Source organism: Sphingopyxis sp. GW247-27LB, assembly GCF_002277025.1.
Classification (GTDB): domain Bacteria; phylum Pseudomonadota; class Alphaproteobacteria; order Sphingomonadales; family Sphingomonadaceae; genus Sphingopyxis.
The window spans coordinates 143,700-160,713 of sequence record NZ_NIWD01000003.1; the positions used below are offsets into that span (position 1 = coordinate 143,700).

Here is a 17,014-nt window from a genome sequence, read left to right on the forward strand (position 1 = left end):
AGCATGTTACGGGGATTGATGCAGGACGCGCCGCTGCTGATCAGCGGAATATTGGAATATGCCGCGCGCGCGCACGGCGAGAGGGAGATCGTCTCGAAGGCTGTCGATGAGCCGGTTTGGCGGTATGACTGGCACCGCTGCGATCAGCGTGCGCGTCAGGCTGCGCAGGCCCTTGGTGTCCTCGGGATTGCAACGGGCGACCGCGTCTCGTCGCTCGCCTGGAACACGCACCGCCACCTCGAACTCTTCTATGCGGCGCCGGGCATGGGCGCTGTATTGCACACTGCCAACCCGCGTCTCAGCGACGAGCAAATCGCCTTTACTATCGCTCATGCAGGCAGCCGCATTCTCTTCTTCGAGCCCAATCTAGCCGAGCTCGTCGCACGGCTGCGCCCTCTCCTTCCAGGTATCGAGCGTTATGTCCTTCTCGCGGATCGCGGAGCGACCGCGCCAGATGTTGCTGACGCGTTGAACTATGAAGCGTTGCTGGCACGCCAGGACGGGGCCCTCACCTGGCCGAGCTTCGATGAAAAGGCAGCCGCATTTCTTTGCTACACTTCGGGGACGACGGGCGACCCCAAGGGCGTCCTATACAGCCACCGATCAATCGTTCTCCACGGGATGGCGGCCGGTCTGAGCAGTGCCTTCGGGTTCAGCGCTTTTGATGTCATCATGCCCTGCTCGTCCATGTATCATGCGACGGCATGGGGACTTCCGTTCACGGCAGCGATTAACGGCTGCAAGCTAGTGCTTCCTTGCGACAGGATGGACGGTGCCAGTCTCGCCGATCTGATCAACGAAGAGGGCGTCACCTTTTCGGGCGGTGTGCCCACGATCTGGACCATGTACCTCGCTCATCTCGACACCACGGGGACGGGGGTCGGCAATCTCAAGCGCCTCGTGATTGGCGGCTCGGCCGTCCCGCGGGCGATGGCCGAGACATTCCGCGCCAAATATGGTGTCACTGTGCTCCAGCTCTGGGGCATGACCGAAACCAATCCTCTCGGCGTGATTTCGACGCCCTCCCCGCTCCTGATGGCCGAAGGCGAGGATTTCGCGAACGATCTCCTGCTGACGAAGCAGGGTCGCATGCAATTTGGCATCGAACTGCGCATTATCGACGGCGATGGCACGCCGCTCCCCTGGGACGGTGAGCAGGCGGGTGCGCTCCAGGTCCGCGGACCGTGGGTCGTCGATCGCTATTTCCCCGATTTTGAGGGCGCCGGGAGCGATGGCTGGTTCGACACCGGGGACATAGGTACGATCGATCGCTTCGGCTTTCTCCGGCTGACCGACCGCGCGAAAGACGTGATCAAGTCCGGGGGCGAATGGATCAGCTCGATTGATATCGAGAATGCGGCGGTTGGGTACCCCGGCGTCCGGGTCGCCGCGGTCGTTGGCGTATATCATCCAAAATGGGAAGAGCGACCCCTTCTCGTGATTGAAACGCATGAAGGTCAAGCCGTCACAGCCGACGCAATTCGCGCGCATCTGGAGACGAAGGTTGTTCGTTGGTGGCTGCCGGACGACATCCTGTTCGCGACAGTACCGCTCACTGCAACGGGAAAGATCGACAAAAAGGCCTTACGCGAAGCGTATCGTAACCAACTCGCCTAGATGAGATCACACTGCGTCCATTCCCTGCGAACGGCAGCGATCCTTTCAGGCAGGCAAAGTTCAGCGGGCCTCGTGGGTCTTGCATAAGCCCGGGCAATCTCGCGGGGGCGGGCTATACAATGCAAAGCGCTCTACGCTTGCAGCGCGGACAAGGTATGGCCAAGATGAGGCATGACGTCGACCCAAAAAACCAAAGAACAAGCTTCCGGACGAACAGGGAGGCCTACTCGACAAGCCTCGCAAGCACTTTCGAGGAAAATTCTCCGTGTCGCCCGCGATGTCTTCTTTGCCGACGGATTCGGTCGTTCAACGGCGGAACGGATTGCTGCAAAAGCAGGCATCTCCAAGCGCACTTTGTACGCCCGTTACGGGAGCAAAAAGCTGCTTTTCGAGGCGGTAATACTCAGGGAAATCGAGGATCGGCTCTCCTTCCTCGAACAGCACGTTCCCGAACATGGCGACGTTCGGCCCGAGCTTGAAGAGCTGTCCGATGAACTGCTATCCTGGATGCTTACCGACATTCATGTCGCGTTGGAACGCGTTGTAATGGCTGAGGCTGCACGTTTTCCCGCTTTAGCGCGAAACCTTTACGAATTCGGCGTAGGACGCACGACGAGATTGGTGGCAGAGGTTTTGCGCAAAGCCGAGGAGAGGGGAGAAATCAGGGTGTCAGACGCGAATTTTGCTGCGGAGCAGTTTATATCCAGCGTCATTTTGTCACCTTTTCGTCGGGCCGCTCTTGGAGTGGGAGTGACCAGTCACAATGAAACCTCTTCAGCCCGAATGAGGCAAGCTGTGGATCTATTTGTGTACGGCTGCCGCCCCTCCCAGAAGGGGAGCCATCCATAACATTCCCGCTTCATCTCGGGCTGGGCAGTTGTCACGACTAGGTGTTTAGTCCCAGCATGTGATGGTGTAAGCTTGTCATCGTCACAGCGGGAGGGATTATGGGCCAGCTTCTACACGGCAGCGCCAAGACCACGCACGCCGTTCGAGCGGAGCTACAGCGATCGCAAGCTCCGGTCGCGCAGCTCGCGAAGCGGTACGGGATCAACGAGAAGACGGTGATCAAGTGGCGCAGCCGGCCGTCGGTCGAGGACATGCCGGTGGGGCCGAAGGAACGGCGCAGCACCGTGCTGTCGCCGATGGAAGAAGCCGCGATCGTGGCGCTCAGGGTGCAGGCCCGGCTGCCGCTCGATGACGTCTTCATCGCGTTGAAGGACGTGATCCCGAACCTGACGCGCTCGTCGCTTCACCGCTGCCTGCAGCGGCACGGGATCAGCCGATTGCCGAAGGCGGATCGCGAGAAGCCGAAGAAGTTCAAGAAGTACGAGATCGGCTATTTCCACATCGATATCGCCGAACTGCGCTACGAAGGCGGCAAAGGATTCCTCTATGTCGCGGTGGACCGCACCTCGAAGCTGGTGTTCGCCCGCATCTATCGACGGGCGACCAAGCTCGCCGCGGCAGCCTTCCTGCGCGTGCTGATCAAGACGGTTCCCTACAGGATCCACACCATCCTGACCGACAACGGCGTGCAGTTCGTGCAGCGTGACCAGGGCGGCACACTGGGATGGATCGGCCATATCTTCGGCCGTGTCTGCGAGCAGAACGGCATCGAGCATCGCCTCACCGTAACCGGTGTTTCCCTGCCACCTTGCGGGAGTGAAGCGTGGCGTCGATTTTCGCTAGCCCGATCAGGCTGGAGGATGCTGATGCTATGATGATGACATGTGATGATGCTGGCACCAGCGTGGTTCGGCGTTTTGAGGTTTTCACAGGTGCGGGCCAGCGTCGGGAGTGGTCGCCTGAGGTAAAGGCGTCGATCGTCGCGGAGAGCTATTCGGGTCAGGAGACGGCCTGCGCGGTGGCGCGCCGTCATGGGCTTGCTCCGTCGCAACTATTCGCTTGGCGCCGGGATCTGCGCAAGAAGCTGGAGGACCAAGGGCTGACGCTTCCAGCGACGCCTGCGTTCGTGCCGGCGGTGATCGAACCGCTCCCTTCGGGTGATCCAGCCCCTGTCGCCAGGCGCGGCCGTCGCCGTCGGCGTCCCACAGTCAGTGCTGTCGAGCTGGAGATTGACGGCGTGGCGGTGAAGATCGGACGCGGGGCCGATGCGGCTGTGATCGCAGCGGTGATTGAAGCACTCAAGGCAACGCGATGATCGGACCTGGCGCTGGCGCGCGCGTGATGGTGGCGACGCGTCCGGTGGATTTTCGCAAGGGACCTGACGCCCTGGCCGCGCTGGTCGGCGCCGAGTATGGCGGCGACCCATATTCAGGCGTGATCTACGTGTTCCGGGCAAAGCGTGCTGACCGGATCAAGCTGGTCTGGTGGGACGGCACTGGCCTGTGCCTGATGGCCAAGAAGCTGGAGTCCGGCGGCTTCCGGTGGCCGGGCATCCAGGACGGCGTGATGCGTGTGACCTCAGCGCAACTCGGCGCGCTTCTGGAGGGTCTGGATTGGCGCCGGGTGCATGGCGGGCGCCGCCCGCAGGCCCCGCAGATTGCCTGTTGACGGGGCGTTCCCAGACTGATTCACTGCTCCCATGCTCATGGAAGCGGACCTGCCGGACGATGTTGACGCGTTACGCGCGCTCGTCCTCGAACAGGCCCGCAAGCTCGAGAGTGCCGACGCGGAAGCCGAACGCCTGAGGGCGATCATCGAGGCTTTTCGGCGTCATCGGTTCGGCCGCCGTTCCGAGCAGCTCGATCAGGATCAGTTGCAGCTGGGCCTTGAGGATGCCGAGACGGCGCTCGCGGAAGCCGAGGCCGCCAGCGAAGCGAAGGCCGGACGGCCTCGCAGTGATCCTGTGCGCAAGACCAACCGCGGTTCGCTGCCCGCGCATCTCGAGCGGATCGAACAGATCGTTGACGTCGAGAGCAATGCTTGCCCCTGCTGCGGCGGCGCCCTCCACCAGGTCGGCGAGGATGTCGCCGAGCGCCTCGATGTGGTGCCGACCACCTTCCGCGTCGTGGTCACCCGGCGGCCGCGTTATGGCTGCCGTTCGTGCGAGAGCGCGATCGTGCAGGCTCCGGCGCCAGCGCGGATCATCGAGGGCGGTACTCCCACCGAGGCACTGATCGCCCAGGTGCTGGTATCCAAGTATGCCGATCACCTGCCTATCTGCGCCCCTTGCGTGACCACATTCTCGACGAGCTACGACGATCCGAGCGGCTGTTCGCCGACGAGACGACCGCCCCGGTGCTCGATCCCGGACGCGGGCGGACCAAGACCGGCCAGCTCTGGGCCTATGCCCGCGACGACCGACCATGGGGCGGCTGCGATCCGCCGATCGTCGCCTATGTCTATGCGCCAGATCGCAAGGCCGAGCGTCCCCAGTTCCATCTTGGTGATTTTGCGGGCATCCTACAGGTCGATGGCTATGGCGGCTACGCCGCGCTCCCCCGGCGGCGCCAGCAGATCAGGCTCGCTTTCTGCTGGGCGCATGTGCGTCGCAAATTCTACGAACTGGCTGATACATCCCCGGTCGCTACCGAGGTGCTGCGCCGCATCGCCTTGCTTTACGCCTTCGAGGACGATGTGCGCGGCCTCTCGGCCGAGCAGCGTCGTGCCGCTCGGGCCGGACGCAGCCGCGTCATCATCGACGATCTTCACCAATATCTTGCCGCCCGTGGCCGCCAGGTCAGCGCCAAGAGCAAGCTCGGCGAAGCGATCCGCTACGCACTCACCCGCTGGGACGGCCTCTCACGCTTCATCGATGACGGTCGCATCGACCTCGACTCCAATACCGTCGAACGATCGATCAGGCCGCTGGCTCGCAATCGCAAAAATGCCCTGTTTGCCGGTTCCGACGAGGGCGGCGACAACTGGGCGGTGATCGCCACGCTCATCGAATGTTGCAAGCTCAGCACCATCAACCCCCACCAATGGCTGACCGAAACCCTCACCAGCCTCGCCAACGGTTATCCCGCCAACAGCGTCGGTGATCTCATGCCATGGACCGTCGTAGCCTGAAAACACCGGTTACGCCTCACCAAACCCTATCACCCATGGACCAACGGTCAGGCCGAAAGGATGGTGCGCACCATCAAGGAGGCCACCGTCAAATCTTTCCATTACACGTCGATCAACGAGCTGCGCCGCCATGTCCGCGACTGGTTGGTCGCTTACAACTTTGCCAAGCAGTTGAAGGCACTGCGCTTCAAGACACCCTATGAGGCCATCGAAGAACTCTGGAAATCCAAGCCGGATATCTTCAATATGGAGCCACACCATCACATGCTGGGACTAAACACCTAAGTTTCCATTGGCTACCCGCTAATTGATCACCGCAGCCGTCCAACTCGCGATTTTGTCGGCCATTTCAAGGCTCGCGCGATCAAAGGCTTCGACGATACTCGAAACGCTGTTTGCGCTTGCTGTCCTATCAAGGACGATGCGCGTGACTGCCAGTGGTTCCGATTCTTTGGATCGGCTTAGTTCCACTTGCGCGGCGATGCGAATGATCGGGGCCGCGTCGGGCCCCTGCTCGTAATAGGCTGCAAAAGAAGAAAGCCGTGCGGATAGGACGTAATGATCGGAAGCCACGCTCTGGACAGGGATATATGCGTGATCGATTTTGCGCGCTACGCTTCCGGCAATAGCCTCGCGGATCATCTCGGGCGCAGGCCTCATCCACCGTGCTTTGGCCAGATACGTGACTTCGCGATTCTCGATCGTGAGGATCCTGTCTCCATCGGCCCCAGGCGGAAGCGTCGGTCGCGTAATATACACCGGAATCCACTGTCGTGCAATTTCACGCTCCGGTACGGGCGTGCTGCTGATCCGGTACAACGTCGATTTGCCGCCAGTTCCCAGAATATTCCCGCAACCAGAAAGGCAAATTAGCGCGCCCGTCAGCAAAAACATTCTTGCAGAGATCGTTTTCATTGGGGGAGCTTCCTTTCACGAGGGGTCCGTCGTAGCTGGCCGGCGAGCTGCTCGATTTCCTGCGCCGCGCTATCGAGCGATTTCAAAGTTGCAGCAATCCCGGAGCCGTCGGGCGCCGCCAATCCACTCGCGGCGTCATCAAGCCTGTGAATGACCACCCTCGCCTCGGCGATCCCCTCTCGAAGATCTCGAGCAGCTGCCGAGACATCGGCAAACGTCTTGCGACCGTCGCCATCGATCGCCGTGCGCGCCGATGCGGCCGCGGCCTCGATATCGGCCGCCGCCCGGTCCAGGCGTGCAAACGCTTGTTCAGCCTTGCTGAACATTCCGCGACTAGATCGCAATTCCGCCGTGGTAGCTCTTACATCCGCAATAGCAGCCGAAACATTTTCGATATTCTCGTCGGACAAGGTCCGGTTGACCCTTTCCAGGGCCTGCGAAGCGTCCGCCAACAATGCGCCACCTCCATCCATCAGGGATTGTAGCGAACTTTTTTCCGCCTTAATCACTGGGAGCGTTTCCTTGGAAACCTCCTTCAACAACGGCTTAGAGGGCGTCCCCGCACTGATCTGGATGTAGCTTCCGCCGGTTATGCCTTGCGACTCCGTCGCGGCGGTAGAATCGACGCGCACAGGCGTATCCTCGCGCAGGCGCACCCCTGCAAGCACCCTGTTTGGATTTCTGGGATCAAGACTAATACGCGTGATTTCTCCCACCGGAATTCCGTTGAACTGCACCTCGCCTCCCTCGCTAAGACCGCGGACGGGACCATCGAAAATGATCCGATACTCGTCGAAATTACGGGCGAATTGGGATTGACCGAGCCAGAGGATGAAGCCGAAAGCCGCCGCTAGCAGAGCCAGCGTCAGGCCCCCAATCAGACCGTAGTTCGCGTCGCGTTCCATTAACGGTTCCTTTCCTTGGCGCGCTCCGCCCGCCCTCCCAAAAACGCCCTGATCCAAGGATGGTCAGACCTCTCAAGTTCCGCGATTGGCGAAACCTCGACAATTTTCTGATCCGCAACCACGGCCACGCGGTCGCTGATGGAATACAGGCTGTCGAGATCATGGGTCACCATCACGACAGTAAGCCCCAGCGTGTCGCTCAGCGTCCGTATCAGCTGGTCAAATTCGGCGGCGGCGATCGGGTCGAGGCCCGAAGTGGGTTCGTCAAGGAACAGCAATTCTGGATCGAGCGCCAAGGCCCTCGCTACGCTTACACGTTTTCGCATTCCGCCTGAAAGTTCAGCGGGCATTTGCCGGCCCACCTCGGCATCGAGTCCGACAAGGCCGATTTTCATCAGAGCCACGGCCTCGAGCCACGGCTCTCTAAGACGGGTATGTTCGATGAGAGGAGCCTCGACATTTTCTTGCACACTAAGAGAAGAAAAAAGCGCGCCATTTTGAAACATGACGCCAATTCGGTGATCAATTTCCGTACGATCAAAGCGACTCCCAATTTTTTTCTGAAAGATTTCGATTGTCCCATGGCTAGGCGCAATCAGGCCCAAAATGGTGTTCATCAGGACGGATTTTCCACTACCGGACCCTCCGACGACACCAAGAATCTCGCCACGATGGACTTCTAGGTTCAAATCCTGGTGGATAATGTGATCGCCAAATCGGGTTTTAAGATTCTCCACCCGAATAACGATGTCCGGATCGCAAATCATATTTCGAGCACGTTGAAGAGAATTGCAAAGGCGGCATCCAGAAGGATGATTGCGAATAGCGCTTGGACAACGGCGACGGTCACCCGCCCGCCCAGATCCTCAACATCTCCGCGTACCGAAAGGCCGTGGCGACATCCGGCAAGCGCAATCACAATGGCCAGCACCGGTACTTTTGCCATTCCAACCCAGAAGTGTCGGATATCGACCGCAGCTGAGAGTCGTTCGGCGAAATATGTCGGGCTCACGTCGAGTATGCCCCAGCTGACGACAAGCCCGCCGGCCAAACCAGCCAGCATGGCAACAATCGCCAGGAGGGGCATAATTACAAGCAATGCCAATACGCGTGGCACAACCAGCGCGTCGAACAGGTCGATGCCCATCACCTTCATTGCCTGCGTCTCTTGATTCATTCGCATTGCGCCGATCTGGGCCGCGAAAGTGGAAGCGGACCGACCGGCAAGTAGTATCGCGGGAATGAGGACGCCGAACTCGCGGAGGACGGATATGCCAACCAGTTCGACGACCAGTTCCGATGCACCCAATGTCTTGAGCAGATCGCTTCCTATGAGAGCCACCACTGCGCCGATAAAGAATGTCATGATCGCTATGAGTGGCAGCGCATCGAAGCCGGCCTTCTGAATTGACGACGCCAGTGCGATCAATCGCATCCTTTTGGGATGTGCAAGAGATTTCATGAGCGCCACCTCAAGTTGGCCGAGAAATCGAGCGCTTGCGCCGATTTCCTGGACAGCTCGATAAACTTTTTGGCCAAGACGCACGTGAAATGGGGGAGTTTTGATTGGCGGGACATCGCGGTCGGCCATGGCCGAGCCCACCAGCGCGAACAGATCAGCAAGATTGGCGGGCAGGTCTGCGGTAAATGCCGCATTGGGTGCGAGAGTCAGGATGGCGAGCGCGCCTGCGCTGTCTATCCTTCCCAGGTTTCCGAAGTCGCTTGAGAAGGAGAGGTTCGAGGGACTCAGAACATGCCCGGAAAGGCCTGCGATCGACATCGTTGTCCAGTCACCTTCAACGACCAACGTTGAAATGCCATCTCCTTCGCGAACGAAGATGTTCGGTGCTGTGCGCGCATTCATCGCAGCAAGTCTCCAACCGGTGTCGGGAGAGCGGATCGCCCGTGGCAACTCCCTCTCCCATAACCCGTCATCGAGCGGATCATGCCAGCAAGCGGGACCACTGACCCCACACATTTAACCATGCCGATCCACACATCGCGCCTTGCCTCAATGACATTATGTAAACGTCACCGTAGCGTTATATCAGGTCGCTTGCAAGGAGTATGCTGCGCACAAATCGGCCGACAGATCGTTTGAATAAGCACAGGATACTCTTGCTAAGGTTAGATAAAATTGTCAGTTGAAATCCCTATGAGATTCTTTCTGAACCGATATCGCACCTTAGAGTTCATATTAACGACACTCGTAGGTGACATTAAATCTTTGCTTGCACTTGCCATCCCAGGCCGAGTGATTTTTGCAGGGCGATCCATGACAGCGTGAGCGCCGCCTTTCCCCGGACGAGGTCGGTTGCCGCCTGCTGCTGTTTGCGAAGCGTGCGATTTAGGTCGGCGCGCGAGATCACTCCGCCGGCAAATCGTTGTCGATCAAGATCGGCTGCGCCATCTGCCTGGGACTTGATCTGCGCGAACGCCACCAGGGCAGAGCGCTGCTGGCTAAAGCGCGACAACGCGCGCTCGGCGTCCTGAAGTGCAGAAAGCACCGTCTTTCGATAGTTGGCAACTGCCTCGGCACGGACGGCGCTCGCCTGATCGACCGAGGCATCGACCCTTCCGAAATCGAGGAAGTTCCACTGCAACTGTGGAATGGCGAGAATTGACGGATTGCTCACATCAAAGAGATCGTCTGGCGACGTTCCGCCAAGTCCCAAGATTCCCATGAATGACAGCTTCGGAAATCGTGCAGCCTCCGCAACACCGATCCGAGCCGTTGCTGCCGCCAGGCTGCGTTCGGCCGCGCGGATGTCGGGCCGACGTGCGACAAGGTTGGAGGGGTCGCCCACGGCGACCTGTTCCGGCGGGAGGGGAACATCGAAGATCTGTTTCAGCGCTTCGTCCGTTGTCCCTGGGATCTGTCCAGCTAGAATGGCAAGCGCATCGAGCAATACCGCCGTGTCAGCTTCGGCCTCGGCGAGCTGAGACTTGAGCAGCTCGAGCTCGGCATTTGCATTGCCGAGAGGGAACAGGGGCAACACGCCTTGCTGATACCGTTGATAGGTTAGCGAGAGGGTTTGCTGCTGCAACTCGCACTCGGTTCGGTACGCTTTGGCTCGAAACTGGGCCTCGCGCAGGTTGACATAGGCATTGGCAACTTCGGCGGTCAGCTGGACCTTGGCATCCTCCACATTGGCAACCGCTGCCGCGGCCTGAGCGTTGCCGGCCTCGATCCGTCGCTGCGTTCCTCCTGCGAAATCCAGCTCCCAGTTAGCGTTGAGCCCGAGATTGTAGACACTGAGGCTATCATCCGCCTGTCCCTGCGGACTAACAGGCGCGCTCGCCGAAGGCGGGGCACTGTTCTGAATATCAAGGCCCGGCAAGCGGCCCTGAATAGCCGTCGCCTGGGTTCCAAGCGTCGGAAATCTTCCGGCCTTCTCCTGTCTCACGGATGCCCGCGCCTGCGCAATCCGCGCTTGCGCAGCCTGAAGCGAAGGATTGTCCGATAACGCAGCCTCGATAAGCCTGGTCAATTCCGGATCGTTCAAAAGGAGCCACCACTCTGCCAGCTCGGGCTCGGTATCGATGATGTTACCGCCGGCACGGACAAAGCCGTCATTTCGGTTCGCCGAGAATACTTCTGGAGGCCCGGCGTAGTCTGGGCCCGCAACACAACCGGCCAGCAGAAACGAGGCGAGAAGCGATATTACAGATTTTCTTATCATGTCAGGCTCAGTGCATCGAAAGGGAAACATTCTTGGGAAGCGGCTTCAAAAAGATGACCAAAGGAACGGTCATCAAGGTCAGGACGCCCATCACCAAGAATACATCATTGTAGGTCATTACGAACGCGTCCCGCTGGATGGTCCGGCCTAGCATCGACATGGCACCCTCCATCCCGCCGAAGCTTTTCGCGAGTTCATCAAGATAAATCTGGAGTGAAGCACTGTTGGCATTCAGCGTCTCTTCCATGCGCCGGCTATGGTGCCAGATCCGCTGGTCCTGAAACGAAGCCAGTCCGGCCAAAGCGAAAGATCCTCCGAGATTTCGAGCGGCGTTAAAAATACCGGAGGCATCGCCAGCATCTGTCTTTGCCACCGAGGCTACGGTAGCCTGGTTCAGGAACATCATGGCCAGAATCATGCCAACACCCCGAATAAGCTGGCTTTCGATGAATACGGCGCCCCCAGATTCCGCGGTGAGGCTTATGCTGACGAAACAGCTGGCCGCCATCAGAAGCATTCCGACACCGACGGCAATGCGAATGTGGAGTCTGCGGATCATGAAGGGCAGGATCGGCATAAGCACAAAAGCCGGAATACCCATCCAAAATATAACGAGCCCGGTTTGAAAAGCGTTATAATCGGATATGATCGCAAGAAATTGGGGAATGACGTAGGTCGAACCATACATGACCATTCCCAGGGCGAGAGCCATCACCGCAACGCTTCCGAATTGGCGATTGAGAAGGAGGCGGAGTTTCAGGACGGGCTTCGACGCGTTCAGCTGCCCGTATATGAGTGAAGCGAAACCGATAACGGCAATGAGTGCCAGCCAGCGAATAAGAGCGGATTCAAACCATTCCTCGCGATGCCCCTCCTCAAGCAACACAGTCAAAGCGCCCAACCCCAGAATCAGGCCGGCAATGCCCGCCCAATCAGCATCGGTCAGATACTCCCACTTCGGCTCTTCGTGAGGAAGCCCGACGAATAGCAGCAGCAGCAGTACGGCGCAGATTGGAACATTGACAAAGAAGGCATAGTGCCAGCTCAAATTTTCGGTCAGCCAGCCACCGATCAGCGGCCCCATGACCGGACCCAGAATCACTGTCATGCCGAACAGCGCCATGCCGATCGGCTGTTGATGGGGCGGCAATCTTTTCGCCACGATGGTCATCGCAGTTGGTATCAGCGCACCACCCATGAAACCCTGACCCGTGCGACCGATGATCATGGTCGTGAGGTCGGTCGCCATACCGCAAAGAATTGAGAAGCCGGTGAACGCGGAAACCGCAATGATGAGCAGGTTTCGCAGTCCAAAAAGGCGTTCAAGCCAGGCGCTAAGCGGAATTACCACAATTTCGGCAACGAGAAATGCGGTGGCAATCCAAGTGCCCTCGGTGCCGCTGGCTCCGATTTCGCCCTGGATCACCGGAAGCGCGGAATTGACGATAGAGATATCGAGTGTTGCGAGCATGGCGCCAAGTGCACCCGCTGCGACCGCTATCCACGCGGTGATATCGGCATTCCGCCTTTCTGCAGTCGGAGTACCAGAGGCGCTGTTCGATGCCAACTCGGCGGTCATTTGTCGGTACTCGAGATCTCTTTCAGCTCTCCGGCAGCGTTTCGCGTGTCGACAACTGCCACAACCGACATGCCCGGGACGAGCAGACGACGCACTTTGGGCGAGGCTATTATCGCGATACGAACCGTTATCCGCTGAACAATCTTGGTGAAATTCCCTGTGGCGTTTTCGGGCGGCAGGATCGAAAATTCTGCTCCGGTTCCGGGCGAGATGCTCTCAACGCGTCCAGCAATCTCAAAGTCGGGAAGAGCATCGACCTCGAGCCTGACCGGTTGCCCCGCCCGCAAAAGGCCGACCTGCGTCTCCTTGAAATTAGCGATGACGTAGATTTCGTTTACCGGAACCACCGTCATCAATCGCTGACCGGGCTGAACGAATTGGCCGACCCTTACTGTTAGATCGCCAACGCGACCTCCCTTGCTGGCTCGCAGCAGAGTCGATGTGACATCTAGGTCGGCCGCTTCCAGCTGCGCGCGGGCCGCGTCAGCTTGGGCTTCGGTCTGGTCGATCTGTTTGAACAAGGTGGCCCTCCGACCGTTGGCAGCAGAGACTGCTGCCTGGGCAGCAACAAAGTCGGCGTGCGCTTGCTGCGCCTGTGTCTCATATTGTTGAAGCTTTTCTCGCGGCTCCGCACCGGTCGCGGCAAGGGGGCGATACCTCGCTACCTGCTCATTGGCGAGGTCGAGCGCCGCGCGCTTGGCGGCGAGTTGGGCCCGCGCCTGCCGAATCGCTGAGTCCTGTTCGGTTACTTGCGAGCGGATTGTGTCGGCGCCGGCCAGCGTCGCCGCAATTTGCGCACGCGCCTGTTGCGCCTGGGCTCTATAATCTCGCACATCCAGTTGCACGAGCGCCTCGCCGGGACTGACCCGCCCGTTCTCAGAGACGAGCACCGCGTCCACGTATCCGGCCACTTTTGATGAAACCACAACGCTGTCGGCCGCGACATAGGCGTTGTCGGTCGACTGCATGTACTGCCCATAGGTGACATGCCTGTAATACCACCAACCACCTGCAATCAGCGCAGCAGTGATGGCTATGATGAGGATGAGGCGAAATTTGGGTTGCGATTTCAGGCTGGATGCGGGCGCGCGATCCTGTTCCCGCTCATTTGGTTCGTCGGTCATCTGCCTCTTTCGAAGGATTTTGGACATGTGCTAAGTCGCTTCATGGCGTGGCGTAGACCGTTCCATCCGGTTAGTAAAATCGTTTAGTAATTTGCGTTTTGGCATTCCCACGAAACGGACTAGGCAGCGGTATGAACGCAAATCTCGACACAATGCCGCCACGGCTTCGCGAAGGCGCCCTCACCGACGACGACCGTATGCTATATTTGATGGACGAGATTAGTCGGGGGGCGAGGCGCGCTTATGACGCACGGATTGCCAAGATTGGCCTCAATCAGACGCAGTGGCGCATCATCGGACAACTTCTCCGCGAACCATCGTTGACGCAGGCCGGAATTGCCAAGCGACTAGAGTTGGAATCCGCCACGATCGGTCAAGCCGTCGCTGGCCTTTGTGGGAAAGGATTGATGGAAAGGCGACGAGCCAAAACGGACGGCCGGGCATGGCAGCTCATCCTGACCCGCGAGCTCGACAGGTTGTTGCCCCAACTGAGAGAATCCGCGGACGGGCTGCATAGGGTCCTATGGCGGAACGCCACGCGCGACGAAAAACGGACGTTGCTGGACATTCTTGTGCGGATTGCGTCGAATCTCGATCAGAGCCGGACCGATGCGGAATAGGACATATGCCTGGGTTCCGAGATAAACCGATAGGAGACATCGCACGCGCCGCCGAGATAGGACAGATTCTTGTCCGGCACGGCGCCAAAAGCCTGGCGGGCGCTCTCGGAGTCATTCCGCATCCGGCCAAGTCAATCGATCCAGGTGAATTGCGGCCGGCGGCGGTCGTCGCACTCCTGCGCGACATTGGTCCGGTCGGAATAAAGCTTGGACAGCTGCTGGCGACGCGCAGCGATCTGTTTTCCAGGTCCTGGATTGCTGCCTTCGCGACGCTCCACGATCAGGTTTCTCCGGTGCCATTCGAAGAAATCGAGCCCATCCTTGCCGCAAGCTGGGGAGCTGACTGGCGAGGGGAATTCACCCAATTCGATGAACAACCACTGGCTTCGGCTTCGGTAGCGCAGACCTACTCTGCTTCGCTGCTCGACGGCGCCGACGTTATCATAAAGGTGCGGCGTCCGGGCACTGCTGCGCGAATGGAGGCCGATGTGCGGCTCCTGACGCGCCTCGCCGCCGTTGCCGAGGATCGATCCCCTGAAATCGCCCGCTATCGCCCCGTAGAGTTCCTGCGAACCTTTGGCAGAAATCTTGCCTGGGAAATGGATCTGGCAGCAGAAGCTCGTGCATGCGAGCGTATCGGTGGCTATCTTGATACGCTTGGGATCAAGACTCCAACAATTCATTGGGAACTGACGGGGATACGGGTCAACGTCCAGGAGCGGCTGTATGGAACGCCCGCGTCTGCGATCGAGGCCGAATCGACCGACCCACGCGTGGCGGCGTTCGCGAGACAATATGCGAATGCAGTCCTGCGCATGATCATTCTGAATGGCGAATTTCATGGCGATCCGCATCCAGGCAATGTTTTCCTTATCGGGGAACAGGATGTGGGCTTTATCGACTTCGGATCGGTCGGCACTCTCACAAAGGCGAGGCGCGAGGAACTGGTACGACTTGTCATGGCTATAGCCGACGAAGACACAGCAGACGTCGCGAACGTGTTGCTCGAATGGGCTGGAGATCCGAAAGTTGACCGTGATGGGCTCACCCAGAATTTGGACCAGCTGATCGGTGAGTTCAGGGGAACGGTCCTTTCGGGGATTGAGTTCTCGCATATTTTCAGCCGCGTGTTCGATCTCCTGCGAGACTATCAGCTCGCACTTCCGCCTGATCTGGCGATCCTTCTTCGAACATTGCTCACGGCGGAAGGGTTTGCGCGTTCCTTTGCGCCTGACTATAATATCGGGGAGGAAACACGCCCCATCATGTTGGAGCTGTTCGCAGAAAGATTCTCCCTTGGCAGGAATCGCGCCAATTTAAAAAAAGTTCGCCGACAACTCCTCGCCCTAGCGGCGATCATGCCTGACCTTCTCGATAACGCCGCCGCTATAGCCAAGTCCGGGCATGTGCCTGTCCAGATTGATCCGGCAAGTTTTGAGAAGCTCGCAGCCATTCGCCGCGCGAGCCAGCCTGTCAAAGGTCCTGTGGCGGCCGCACTTATCGTCTCCGCGGCGCTGCTTGCGAATCAATCCTGGGTGCTTGCAAGTGTTGCAGTGGCTCTTGCCGGGTTGGTTCTTCTGCGCAAATGGCGATAAGATCGTTGCTCAGCTTGAACGGGCCAGCGTCCAATATCAGGCCAACTGAGAACTGGAGTTTATGATGACACTGCAGAAGCCAGTCGATCCGGTCCCCGCAGCCACCATGCTGTTGCTTCGCGACGAGCCGGAGTTCCAGGTGCTGATGGTCAAGCGGCATCACCAGATCGATTTTGCATCCGGCGCGCTGGTCTTTCCCGGTGGAAAGCCTTCTGCTGCCGATGAAGCGCCTGAATGGGCCGATTATTGCAGGGGCTGGAAAACGCTAGATCCTACGCAGCGCACCCTTCGGATTGCCGCGATTCGTGAAGCCTTTGAGGAAGCAGGCATCCTGCTGGCCGATCATCGCGACGGTAGCGAGTTCGAGGATATTTGCGATCTTGAAAGCCGCAAAGCCGTCGAGCGAGGCGAGCGCGAATTTTTCGACATTGTGCGCGAGGCCGATGTGCAACTGCGCCTTGATCGCCTGAGCGAGTTCGCGCGGTGGATCACGCCCAGCTTTATGCAAAAGCGCTTCGACACTCATTTCTTCGTCGTTCGCGCCCCAGAGCGCCAGATCGCAGCATGTGATGGATATGAAACCGTTGATGCGGAATGGCTTTCGCCAAGCAAAGCCCTGAAACTGGGTGTCAGCGGTGAACGAACGATCATCTTTCCCACGCGATTGAACCTGCAACTGCTAGCCGAAGCTGCGAGCGCAGACGATTGCGTCGCGCGGGCCAAGGCTCGCGAAATCGTGCCGGTCCTTCCAGAAGTCATCCAGCGAGACGGCAAGAACATCCTCACTATCCCCGCCGACGTGGGATACGGCACAGCCTTCGAAGTTATCAGCTGAGATAGAAGCAAGCAAGTGACCGGCCCCCACCGAGTGGTCCGCTGGGATTGTTAGTGCATTGACGCGTCCATCGCCAGTGTTGGCCGCAGGTGGAGCGAAGCGGAACCGGCGGGCGACACTGGCGATGGAACGGCCTCCGGCGCCGGTGGTCGATATCCCAGCG

At 59.0% G+C, this 17,014-nt stretch carries 15 protein-coding genes and 3 pseudogenes; 10 read left to right on the forward strand and 8 right to left on the reverse strand.

The annotated features are described in order from the left end of the window. Positions 1-3: 3 nt before the first annotated feature. From CD928_RS04420 to CD928_RS04450, 7 genes and pseudogenes are all read left to right on the forward strand, one after another. Positions 4-1,617 (forward strand): long-chain fatty acid--CoA ligase, encoded by a 1,614-nt coding sequence (locus tag CD928_RS04420; protein ID WP_137865749.1) that lies wholly within the window; start codon positions 4-6, stop codon positions 1,615-1,617. 171 nt (positions 1,618-1,788) lie between these two features. Beyond that, positions 1,789-2,466 (forward strand): TetR/AcrR family transcriptional regulator, encoded by a 678-nt coding sequence (locus CD928_RS04425; RefSeq protein WP_039575391.1) that lies wholly within the window; start codon positions 1,789-1,791, stop codon positions 2,464-2,466. A 98-nt stretch (positions 2,467-2,564) separates the two neighbouring features. After that, positions 2,565-3,251 (forward strand): annotated as a pseudogene (locus tag CD928_RS04430) (DDE-type integrase/transposase/recombinase); the annotation flags it as partial. 86 nt (positions 3,252-3,337) lie between these two features. Then, entirely contained in the window at positions 3,338-3,781 is a 444-nt protein-coding gene (locus CD928_RS04435; protein WP_052208271.1) for a transposase, read from the forward strand. After that, positions 3,778-4,134 carry an IS66 family insertion sequence element accessory protein TnpB gene (tnpB, locus tag CD928_RS04440; protein WP_039575394.1) on the forward strand — a complete coding sequence of 119 codons (357 nt, stop codon included), beginning with the start codon at positions 3,778-3,780 and terminating at the stop codon, positions 4,132-4,134. Before CD928_RS04435 ends, tnpB begins: the two co-directional genes overlap by 4 nt. Before the next feature lie 31 nt (positions 4,135-4,165). Then, positions 4,166-5,595: pseudogene (locus CD928_RS04445) on the forward strand (IS66 family transposase). Next, positions 5,596-5,880: pseudogene (locus CD928_RS04450) on the forward strand (integrase core domain-containing protein); the annotation flags it as partial. Between the two features lie 18 nt (positions 5,881-5,898). On the opposite strand, the gene CD928_RS04455 reads toward CD928_RS04450, so the two are convergent. The 7 genes from CD928_RS04455 to CD928_RS04485 form a co-directional block, all read right to left on the reverse strand. Continuing rightward, positions 5,899-6,510: an ABC-type transport auxiliary lipoprotein family protein gene (locus CD928_RS04455; protein WP_081997347.1), complete on the reverse strand. Its 612-nt coding sequence runs from the start codon at positions 6,508-6,510 to the stop codon at positions 5,899-5,901. After that, positions 6,507-7,415 carry an MlaD family protein gene (locus CD928_RS04460; protein ID WP_054588698.1) on the reverse strand — a complete coding sequence of 303 codons (909 nt, stop codon included), beginning with the start codon at positions 7,413-7,415 and terminating at the stop codon, positions 6,507-6,509. The genes CD928_RS04455 and CD928_RS04460 overlap by 4 nt, the downstream gene beginning before the upstream one ends. Then, positions 7,415-8,182, reverse strand: a complete 768-nt coding sequence (locus CD928_RS04465; protein WP_039575408.1) for an ABC transporter ATP-binding protein — start codon at positions 8,180-8,182, stop codon at positions 7,415-7,417. Before CD928_RS04465 ends, CD928_RS04460 begins: the two co-directional genes overlap by 1 nt. Then, positions 8,179-9,279 (reverse strand): ABC transporter permease, encoded by a 1,101-nt coding sequence (locus CD928_RS04470; RefSeq protein WP_095385526.1) that lies wholly within the window; start codon positions 9,277-9,279, stop codon positions 8,179-8,181. Before CD928_RS04470 ends, CD928_RS04465 begins: the two co-directional genes overlap by 4 nt. A 355-nt stretch (positions 9,280-9,634) precedes the next feature. Then, a complete protein-coding gene (locus tag CD928_RS04475) occupies positions 9,635-11,098 on the reverse strand; it encodes an efflux transporter outer membrane subunit (protein ID WP_039575413.1) in 1,464 nt (487 codons plus the stop codon). Between the two features lie 7 nt (positions 11,099-11,105). Further along, positions 11,106-12,677, reverse strand: coding sequence for an MDR family MFS transporter (locus CD928_RS04480; RefSeq protein WP_095385529.1), 1,572 nt, complete (start codon positions 12,675-12,677; stop codon positions 11,106-11,108). Beyond that, positions 12,674-13,801, reverse strand: coding sequence for an HlyD family secretion protein (locus CD928_RS04485; protein ID WP_054590305.1), 1,128 nt, complete (start codon positions 13,799-13,801; stop codon positions 12,674-12,676). Before CD928_RS04485 ends, CD928_RS04480 begins: the two co-directional genes overlap by 4 nt. 131 nt (positions 13,802-13,932) lie before the next feature. Between CD928_RS04485 and CD928_RS04490 the strand changes: the two genes are divergently transcribed. From CD928_RS04490 to CD928_RS04500, 3 genes are all read left to right on the forward strand, one after another. Next, positions 13,933-14,421 (forward strand): MarR family winged helix-turn-helix transcriptional regulator, encoded by a 489-nt coding sequence (locus tag CD928_RS04490; RefSeq protein ID WP_095385532.1) that lies wholly within the window; start codon positions 13,933-13,935, stop codon positions 14,419-14,421. 5 nt (positions 14,422-14,426) lie between these two features. Continuing rightward, positions 14,427-16,016 (forward strand): AarF/ABC1/UbiB kinase family protein, encoded by a 1,590-nt coding sequence (locus CD928_RS04495; RefSeq protein ID WP_039575416.1) that lies wholly within the window; start codon positions 14,427-14,429, stop codon positions 16,014-16,016. Between the two features lie 64 nt (positions 16,017-16,080). Beyond that, entirely contained in the window at positions 16,081-16,851 is a 771-nt protein-coding gene (locus CD928_RS04500) for an NUDIX domain-containing protein (RefSeq protein ID WP_054590306.1), read from the forward strand. 50 nt (positions 16,852-16,901) lie between these two features. Here the strand turns inward: CD928_RS04500 and CD928_RS04505 are convergent. After that, positions 16,902-17,014: integrase catalytic subunit (locus tag CD928_RS04505; RefSeq protein ID WP_095385535.1), on the reverse strand; the 113-nt coding region annotated here is incomplete at its 5' end.